This window comes from Stenotrophomonas sp. SrG (assembly GCF_050031795.1).
Classification (GTDB): domain Bacteria; phylum Pseudomonadota; class Gammaproteobacteria; order Xanthomonadales; family Xanthomonadaceae; genus Stenotrophomonas; species Stenotrophomonas rhizophila_A.
In genome coordinates this window covers 1-267 of the sequence record NZ_JBNBBE010000299.1, presented here as the reverse complement: position 1 = coordinate 267, position 267 = coordinate 1, and the positions used below count along the sequence as shown (strand labels likewise).

Annotated in this window: 1 pseudogene; it reads right to left on the bottom strand. The window is 70.4% G+C overall.

The features are described 5' to 3' along the window. Positions 1–267, bottom strand: a pseudogene (gene trpD / locus ACQG3P_RS19905) (anthranilate phosphoribosyltransferase); the annotation flags it as partial.

The following is a 267-nucleotide window of genomic DNA, read 5'->3' as shown; positions in this document are numbered from 1 at the left end:
CGCCGCACCGGGGCCACCACCTTCATGGCGGGGTGGTGCATCGGGGCGAACATGCAGCCGATGCCGGTTTCACTGATCGCGCGGGCCACCTCCTCCGGACGCAGCTCGATGATCGCGCCCCGTGCTTCGACCGCATCGGCACTCCCGGACTTGGACGACACGCTGCGGGTGCCATGCTTGGCGACCTTCGCGCCCGCCGCCGCCACCACGAACATCGCGCAGGTGGAGATGTTGACGGTATGCGAGCCGTCGCCCCCGGTACCGCCG